The sequence below is a fragment of the Parasporobacterium paucivorans DSM 15970 genome, from assembly GCF_900141895.1.
GTDB classification, from domain to species: domain Bacteria; phylum Bacillota; class Clostridia; order Lachnospirales; family Lachnospiraceae; genus Parasporobacterium; species Parasporobacterium paucivorans.
On the sequence record NZ_FQYT01000037.1, the window covers coordinates 1 to 7,785 of the forward strand.

6 protein-coding genes and 1 pseudogene are annotated in these 7,785 nt (G+C 41.7%); 1 reads left to right on the top strand and 6 read right to left on the bottom strand.

Translation table 11 applies throughout. The annotated features are described in order from the left end of the window. Positions 1 to 236: pseudogene (locus tag BUA79_RS11875) on the bottom strand (UbiD family decarboxylase domain-containing protein); the annotation flags it as partial. A 480-nt stretch (positions 237 to 716) separates the two neighbouring features. Between BUA79_RS11875 and BUA79_RS12625 the strand changes: the two are divergent. Then, a complete protein-coding gene (locus BUA79_RS12625; RefSeq protein WP_178138604.1) occupies positions 717 to 863 on the top strand; it encodes a hypothetical protein in 147 nt (48 codons plus the stop codon). 355 nt (positions 864 to 1,218) lie between these two features. Here the strand turns inward: BUA79_RS12625 and BUA79_RS11880 are convergent, their stop codons facing one another. From BUA79_RS11880 to BUA79_RS11900, 5 genes are all read right to left on the bottom strand, one after another. Beyond that, on the bottom strand, positions 1,219 to 2,496 hold the full coding sequence (locus tag BUA79_RS11880; RefSeq protein WP_073994632.1) for an O-acetylhomoserine aminocarboxypropyltransferase/cysteine synthase family protein: 1,278 nt from the start codon (positions 2,494 to 2,496) through the stop codon (positions 1,219 to 1,221). Positions 2,497 to 2,595: 99 nt separating this feature from the next. After that, a complete protein-coding gene (locus BUA79_RS11885; protein ID WP_073994633.1) occupies positions 2,596 to 3,285 on the bottom strand; it encodes an ABC transporter ATP-binding protein in 690 nt (229 codons plus the stop codon). 14 nt (positions 3,286 to 3,299) lie between these two features. Then, positions 3,300 to 4,838: an ABC transporter permease gene (locus tag BUA79_RS11890; protein WP_073994634.1), complete on the bottom strand. Its 1,539-nt coding sequence runs from the start codon at positions 4,836 to 4,838 to the stop codon at positions 3,300 to 3,302. 198 nt (positions 4,839 to 5,036) lie between these two features. After that, positions 5,037 to 6,455, bottom strand: coding sequence for an SLC13 family permease (locus BUA79_RS11895; protein WP_073994635.1), 1,419 nt, complete (start codon positions 6,453 to 6,455; stop codon positions 5,037 to 5,039). 196 nt (positions 6,456 to 6,651) lie between these two features. Beyond that, a partial coding sequence (locus tag BUA79_RS11900) for a UbiD family decarboxylase (RefSeq protein WP_073994636.1) occupies positions 6,652 to 7,785 on the bottom strand: 1,134 nt, incomplete at its 5' end.

Here is a 7,785-nt window from a genome sequence, read left to right on the forward strand (position 1 = left end):
GCTCTGCTTGCCAAAACTCCGATTACTACTGGAGCACCTGGATGTCCTTTCACATTATTGAACATCATAGCCGGTCCAATCTGTGTAGGTCTTTTAACAGTGCCGCCGGCACCAACATAGCGATAGACGCCTGACAACTCAGCCTTTGGATCAACTGGTACATCTGTTTCGACATATTGCCCAGGCATTGTTTTCAACAATTCCAGCGCGGACCTTAAATCATAAATTTGACTCATTCATTTCCTCCTAAGTTGTAAATTGTTTGCATTTAAAGTTGAATAACTTACTTAAGTTAAAACCTTAAAACATATACTGGATATACAGTCAAACATTACAAACATCCCAAATACTACGAAATTATTCAAATCAATTTGTAGGTTGTTGCACTCCACTATATACTTGAAATACAGACAAATATTATAAAAATAGCAATATTATTATAATTGGCTTGTTGATTATGTGTATTTTTAACTTATACCCGATATACAGTCAATCACTTTAAATATAACAAAATTGTGCTTGTAAATTTGTATATTATTTATGTTTCAACATATCATATACTGTCAACCGATTAGCTTGTGCTAGGTTGGGCACACACAAAAAAGACAATCAGCTAAAGCCCGGTTATGCAGCTTTAGCTGATTGTTTTTTTGTGAATTGCAATGCAGTAATCTTTGGAGGAAAACTAGTCCATTTTCCCTTTTGGAGATTTTGTGATGCAGAAAATTAATATTAAGCCGATAATATCAAAACCAATAAAAATTGCATATGCACCAGAGAAGCTCCCTGTAAGTGAAAGTCCTATCGATATTACAAGGAAGGCAAATGTACGTACGGCAATTGCAATTGGAGTAGATTGTTGAAGAGAAGACCGAAAACTATTTAAGGTTCTTAACCGAATTTTTCCAAAGAGCCAAAATCGCTCCTAAAATTGGAAAGCCGTACAAAAATGCCTATTCGATAAAAAGTGCAGATAAAACCAATCAGGAATTATTACTGACTGATGACTATTTTGATCTGGGCGACAATGCGTGTTTTTAAAAAATTCCATTGGAAGGATACTATAACGGGATCCTTTGTGTATGGAACAAAAAGATGCGCACTCCATATATCAAAAAGTTCGTTGATTTATTTCCCTTATTTGATATTGAAAAGAATGGATAAATATAGCAAAAAGTGCTGCAGACCTTGATTGCAAATGGTCTGCAGCACTTTTTACTATATCTGCCCTAAGGCCTGTTCTAAATCAGCAATGATATCGTCCACATTCTCTATCCCCACCGAAAAACGTATTAAATCAGGGGCTATACCTGCCTCCATCAGCTGTTCGTCTGTAAGCTGCCTGTGGGTGTGGCTTGCCGGATGCAGGAGACAGGTTTTGCTGTCTGCAACATGGGTTACGATTGAGGCCAGCTTTAAACTGTCCATGAATTTAATGGATTTCTCTCTTCCACCATTTATTCCGAAAGCCAGTACACCGCAGGAACCATTAGGAAGATATTTTTCCGCCAAGGAATGGTACTCATCCTTCTTCAAATCCGGATAATGAACCCAAGATACTTTTTTATTATTTTCCAGATACTCAGCCACCGCCAGGGCATTTTCACAGTGCTTCTTCACTCTCAAATGAAGCGTCTCCAGTCCTACATTCAGGTAGAATGCATTCTGGGGGGACTGGACGGATCCAAGGTCTCGCATCAGCTGGGCTGTCGCTTTCGTGATATAGGCAGCCTTCCCGAATTTCTTTGCATACGTGATACCATGATAGGATTCATCCGGTGTTGTCAGACCTGGAAATTTTTCACCATAGGATTCCCATGCAAAGTTGCCGCTGTCCACAACGCATCCGCCAACGCCCACAGCATGACCGTCCATATATTTTGTAGTGGAATGTGTGACAATATCCGCGCCCCACTCAAATGGCCTGCAATTGATTGGCGTGGCAAAAGTATTGTCAATAATCAGTGGCACTCCGTGTTTATGTGCCAATCTTGCAAATTTTTCAATATCCAGCACGGAAACTGTCGGATTCGTGATTGTCTCTCCGAATACTGCCTTTGTGTTTGGTTTGAAATACTTATCAAGCTCCTCTTCAGTTAAATTCTGATCGACAAACGAGCATTCGATTCCCATTTTTTTCATTGTCACGCCAAAAAGATTGTATGTCCCCCCATATATGGCTGAAGATGCGATAAAATGATCTCCCGCTTCGCAGATATTGAAAACCGAGTAGAAATTAGCTGCCTGTCCTGAAGACGTCAGCATTGCAGCCGCTCCACCTTCCATGGCGCAAATCTTTGCTGCTACAGCATCATTAGTCGGGTTCTGTAGTCTTGTATAAAAATATCCTTCTGCTTCCAGATCAAAAAGTTTTCCCATTTCGTCGCTGGTATCATATTTAAATGTTGTACTTTGGTAAATCGGTAACGCTCTTGGTTCTCCTTTAGCAGGCTTCCAACCTTCATGAATGCATTTTGTTTCAATTCTACTGTCCATTTTTGTCCTCCAAATAATTTTTATACTTGCCTATCCATTTCGCATAGGTCGTATTATATCATATCAAAAATCCACTCACAAGCAAAACGGATAGTAGAATTACACACAGCCCAGTTCTTTCTGCTTATCTTTTGGGTCGGTTTTAGATATGGATTGCAGCTCCCATATTTCATCCACCACATCCGCAACTGCAGGAGAATGGGTCACAATTATGATACATTTCCCCTCCTTAGCCAGGTCACGAAATATCGACATGATTTCTTCCTGGGTTTCCCCATCCAGATTGCCTGTGGGTTCATCAGCCAGGATTATGCTGGGATTATAAGACAGTGCCCTGGCTATTGCAACACGCTGCTGTTGTCCTCCCGATAGCTTCAAAACTCTTCGTTTTGACTCATCAGTACTTAAGCCAACCTTATCGAGCAAAGCCATTGCATATTCGTTCTTATTGCTCTGTTTCATTTCAGCAATATCCATCGAAAGAACCACGTTTTCTGCTGCTGTCAGATTTTGAAGCAAATTGAAACTTTGAAATATGACCCCCACGTGCTGGCTTCTGTATTTATATTTATCCATTTTGCTGATATCCTCATCATTAAACAATATTTTTCCTGATGTTGGAGAAGCCAGCCCCGATATCAATGATAACAATGTTGTTTTTCCGGCGCCGGATTTTCCTACTATGGCATACATTTTTCCGGCTTCAAACTCATAGGACATCTGATCCAGGACCTTATTGCCCTGTGCATTATACGAATAAGACAGGTTTTCCAATTTTAATAAATTCATTTTGCTCCTCCTTCCTAATCTCTGTTTGTCAATATTTTAAGTGGCTCATAACGAAGAACGGTTATCACCGCTGCTCCGCTTGATATAAACGTCAGCAGTATGCCTATGCCCAGCAGCTGGAATATGACCACAAAGTCCGTGGCAGAAGAGACTTCCGTTACATATTCTATCGTATTTGCAGCAGTTCCTCCCATTGCAGGCAATGCATTGCCCGCATCTTTACTTCTTCCGAAGTTGCTTTCCTGGCTGGCAGCCTGCTCCTCCTGCACCGAAACCTGCGATGCCAATAATGAATTCGTTACCGGTAGGGATATTCCTGCTCCAATCCCAGTACCTATTATGATGGAAATAAATGTTACGATAAACAGCTCACTGATAAACTGGAGAGCCACCTTGGATTTTTTCATACCTATGGCAGTCAAAACCCCGATTTCATATTTTCTTTCACGAATATTGAAGATATTGAATACAACCAGGACGATTGCACCAACCAATAGTACTACCAACAGGAAATATGTCGCGAAGCTGCTCAGATTTTCAAGCGGCTGCAGACTTTGTTCATAGCTCGCCAAATCACTTGACGAAATTATATATGTGTCAGCAAGCCCAAGCGCTCTGGCTTCACTATCAAATTTCTCATAACTCGCAACATCTGAGAATACATATATGCCCGATTCCTGCTCTCTTAAGGCAGTAGAGCCTGTGGTGTTTCCATCGGTATCTGTCGTTGTTGCAGCACTTGCCGCCGAAGCCGTCGTTATTGCCTTCAGTGCGGCGTAACTCATATATATTTCATTTGCTGGATCAGTCGAAGCTGAAAATCCACCCATGCTGTCGCTAGATACAACAGTTGAATTGCTGTTGTTGTAAATTCCGACTATAGTGAGCGCAACCGTCTCACCACTGTTATTTGGATTCACCAGGGTGAAGCTGTCTCCCACACTTAGCGAATTATACTGGGCCAGTTCATCGCTGATTATACAGACGTTGTCCGTTGTTCCTTCTTTAAATACAGTTCCTTCTGTGATGGTGCTGGTTCCATCCGTAAAATCTGTCATTGCACTTTCACCACTATAGCCAATGACAGTGAAATCACCCTGGGTCCCTCCACCTTTGAATGCGCCATCGAACCCAGCCGGATCTGCAGAAGACTCCGTTGTGGAAGAAGATGTGTCAATTGCAGCAATGGAATCTGATCCGTCTAAGGAAGTAGATAAAGTATAATAGAAATTCTTAACCGAATCTGCCCCTGCATACACCAGCATATCCTCGATGGTGAGATTGGGTACGCTTGAAAAGGCTGCTTTCATTGCCTCCCTATCAGTCTCTCCGTTTTCGGTTGTCAAATTTTTCATCATCGACTGCCGGTCAACCGATATTTGTGCTGTAACCTCCAGCGAATCAAGTGCGCTTGCTTTTGCTTCGACAGCGGCCTGTCTTATGGACAATCCTACACAGGTGGATACCGCTATTACCAAAACAATAATTCCAACCAGAATATTTCTTCCTTTCGATCTGGAAATACTCCTGAGTGCATTTTTTAAAATATACATTTCTCATGTTCTCCTCTCTTGTAATACTTGTTATTGTAGATGGTGTCTGTGAACGCCACGTGAAGGGAGCATGAAAAAAGACCATTATCCTTCCATACAGCAGAAGAATAATAGTCCTTTTTGACGTCAAAGACTCCGAGGCATCGCCCCGGAGTCTTTCTTTAAAATAGCATTTCTAAATTACACAAGTCTTATTTATTACAGTAAAGCATTTGCAAATGGAACTACACCAACTATTATTACTATCATCGATACTACTATGAAAATCGTGTTCCATTTCAAGGAATTCTTCATGGTAATATGTTCCGGTCCGAAGAACAGAGGTGATGGAACGGCTGCAGATGGTGTGCAGGCTGCCATGGATGCAGCGAGGCCGATGATTATTCCAAAAGCTCCCATATTGTAGTTTGCAGTTGCAAGCAAGGCTACGCCCAAGTTGAAGAACAGAACCATGGTTACAGTGTTTGAAAGGAAGTTTGTCATGATAGTCGCGCAGATGATCATGATAATGACAACTGCAAGTACTGGCATTCCTTCAAATATAGGACGAAGGGAATTTCCCATCCAAGCTGAAATACCTGTGGATTCGGCTGAGATGATTGGTGCAAAACAGCTTACGATACCAGCAAACAGTACTGCTGGAAGAGGAATAGCTTTTGTACATTTCGGGAAATCCATGATAGGTTTTCCTTGTACGTTGATGATTGAAAGAATTGCTATAGCGAAGATTGCAGGAACTACTACGCCCCAGCTTCTGATTACGCCGGTGATTCCTGGCAGTGCGGTTTTAAGAACTTCTGGTAAAATAATCATTAAGATTACAAGAATGAAAACAACGGCTGCAATCTTGCCTTCTTTTTTGAGTGGCGGATTCTTAACTGTTGCCATGTCAAAGTTTCTGAATTTTTCGCTGTCTGGATTCCAAAGACGCATTACAAGCACCATTACAACGAACATGACAGCTGCAAACGGAAGACCTACTGCCAACCACTGTCCATATGATATTACTATGCCGGTCTGGCTTTCAATAACACCCATCAGGATGTTTGGAAGCGCATGGGCAATTGGAGAAGATATGGAGTAGACTACGTTTGGCCATAATACGGCGATAAACATTGCTGTGTAGAATGGATCTCCTTTTTTGTAGCCCATTTCTTCACAGAGAACCGCTGCAATACCGATATAGATAATAGCAAGAGACATATTATCCATAAACTGGCCGATAACTGTACTTGATAACATGAACATGCTCAGGAACATAATAGGTCTGCCTTTTACGAATGGTCTGGTGATAAACCAAATCGCAATTTTGTGGATGACACCTGTTTCTCTAAGGCATTCATTTAATACCATGAAGCAGATAATAGTTGGAACCACGAAATGTCCGAAAGATGTTGCCCATATTACATTTGGTGGTGAAACCTGGGTTAAAATCAGTAAAGCAAGAGATAATATTGCAACCCAGTGAGTGTTTGTCGTCAACCATAAATATAAAATCGGTACCATTACGGCGATTGCCCTGACACCAAGGTTTGTAAGGCCGTTTGTTTCGGGTAAAGCGAAAAGAAGTACTAAACCAATTATAAGCGCGATGATATAATGTGTATACTTTTTCATAAAATTCCCCCATTCTATTATTTTTATTTTAGCAAACAATTGTGCCCACACAGATATTTCGGGATTCAAGTATTCTTCAATGCATTTCGGTAACCATTAAGCCGAAGCACTGTAGATTCGCTTTAATCTTAAAGGTGTATTTTAATATATCGTATGGGTAGAGATTGCTTTGCATAAAATACAGCATTGAAACTTCTTAAAACATATCAGGCAAAAATTTCTTTGGATCCAGCTCAAGGAATTTTGCACGTTCAAATCTGTTTTTTAATGCGTATGGCACTGTACAGTCAAATATTGTTTTACAGGAAATTCCACGGTCTCTGATATTTGGATTGTAGGCCGGGTCTTCGGTAGGATCCAGTGGATGGCAACGTACTCCCGGAATAAATATGGTATCTATATCTCCCTGGAAACGTGTGTTCATTGCCCACATAACATCGTTGCTGTCAAACGGATCTACATCTTCATCTACAAGTATTACATGCTTCAATTCAGGGAATGCAGTAAATGCTACCAACGCTGCCTGACGCTGACGTCCTTCATCACTTGGTACACCTTTCTTGAACTGTAAAACTGCCATGTATTTTCCGCCGCCGGCAGAATGAGCATACACGTTGACCAAACGTCCCGGCATAGCCTTCTCAACCATTGTAAGGATACTTGCTTCGGTTGGAATACCAGCAATACTTACATGTTCTTCACTTGGTCCGATACAGGTCTGCATGATAGGATTATTCCTATGTGTAACAGCCTTAACCTTGATGATAGGCATATTCTTGGCAGCCGGTCCCGTATAACCCGGGAACTCAGGCATAGCTTTTCCGGTGCCGCTGTGTGTGTCTTCATCCATGTGTCTGTCAAAAATGAGCTCGCCTTCAATTACGTATTCTGCGTTGGCGATAGCATTTTCAGGTATCGTAACGCATGGACACAGCTCAACTGCCTTTCCTCTGAGCGCGCCTGCGATGGACAGCTCATTGAATCCGATTGGTGTTGTTGGAGGCTCAAATCCGGAAGCGATGGAAATAGCTGGATCCACACCAATGCTTACTGAAATTGGAAGTGGTTTTCCAAGTTTGATCGATTTTTCATAAAATGAACCGATATGTCTTGCGCCCGGAGTAATCCAGATGGTCATCTCATCTTCGCTCTGCAGGCAGAGTCTGTGGATTGTAACATCGGATTCACCTGTTTCAGGATCGCTTGCATAGCACATACCTAAAGTGATGTATGGACCGGCATCTTCAATCGTGTTGGTGGGTGCAGGAATCAGTTTGCGGATATCAAATCCAGGTTCATCAGCTCTGTGGACAACTTCTTGGCAAAGTGC

Excerpts from the sequence above, each read along its gene's own strand:
- BUA79_RS11895 (WP_073994635.1), bottom strand. The coding sequence starts at position 6,455 with ATGAAAAAGTATACACATTATATCATCGCGCTTATAATTGGTTTAGTA.
- BUA79_RS11880 (WP_073994632.1), bottom strand. The coding sequence starts at position 2,496 with ATGGACAGTAGAATTGAAACAAAATGCATTCATGAAGGTTGGAAGCCT.
- BUA79_RS11890 (WP_073994634.1), bottom strand. The coding sequence starts at position 4,838 with ATGTATATTTTAAAAAATGCACTCAGGAGTATTTCCAGATCGAAAGGA.
- BUA79_RS12625 (WP_178138604.1), top strand. The coding sequence starts at position 717 with ATGCAGAAAATTAATATTAAGCCGATAATATCAAAACCAATAAAAATT.
- BUA79_RS11885 (WP_073994633.1), bottom strand. The coding sequence starts at position 3,285 with ATGAATTTATTAAAATTGGAAAACCTGTCTTATTCGTATAATGCACAG.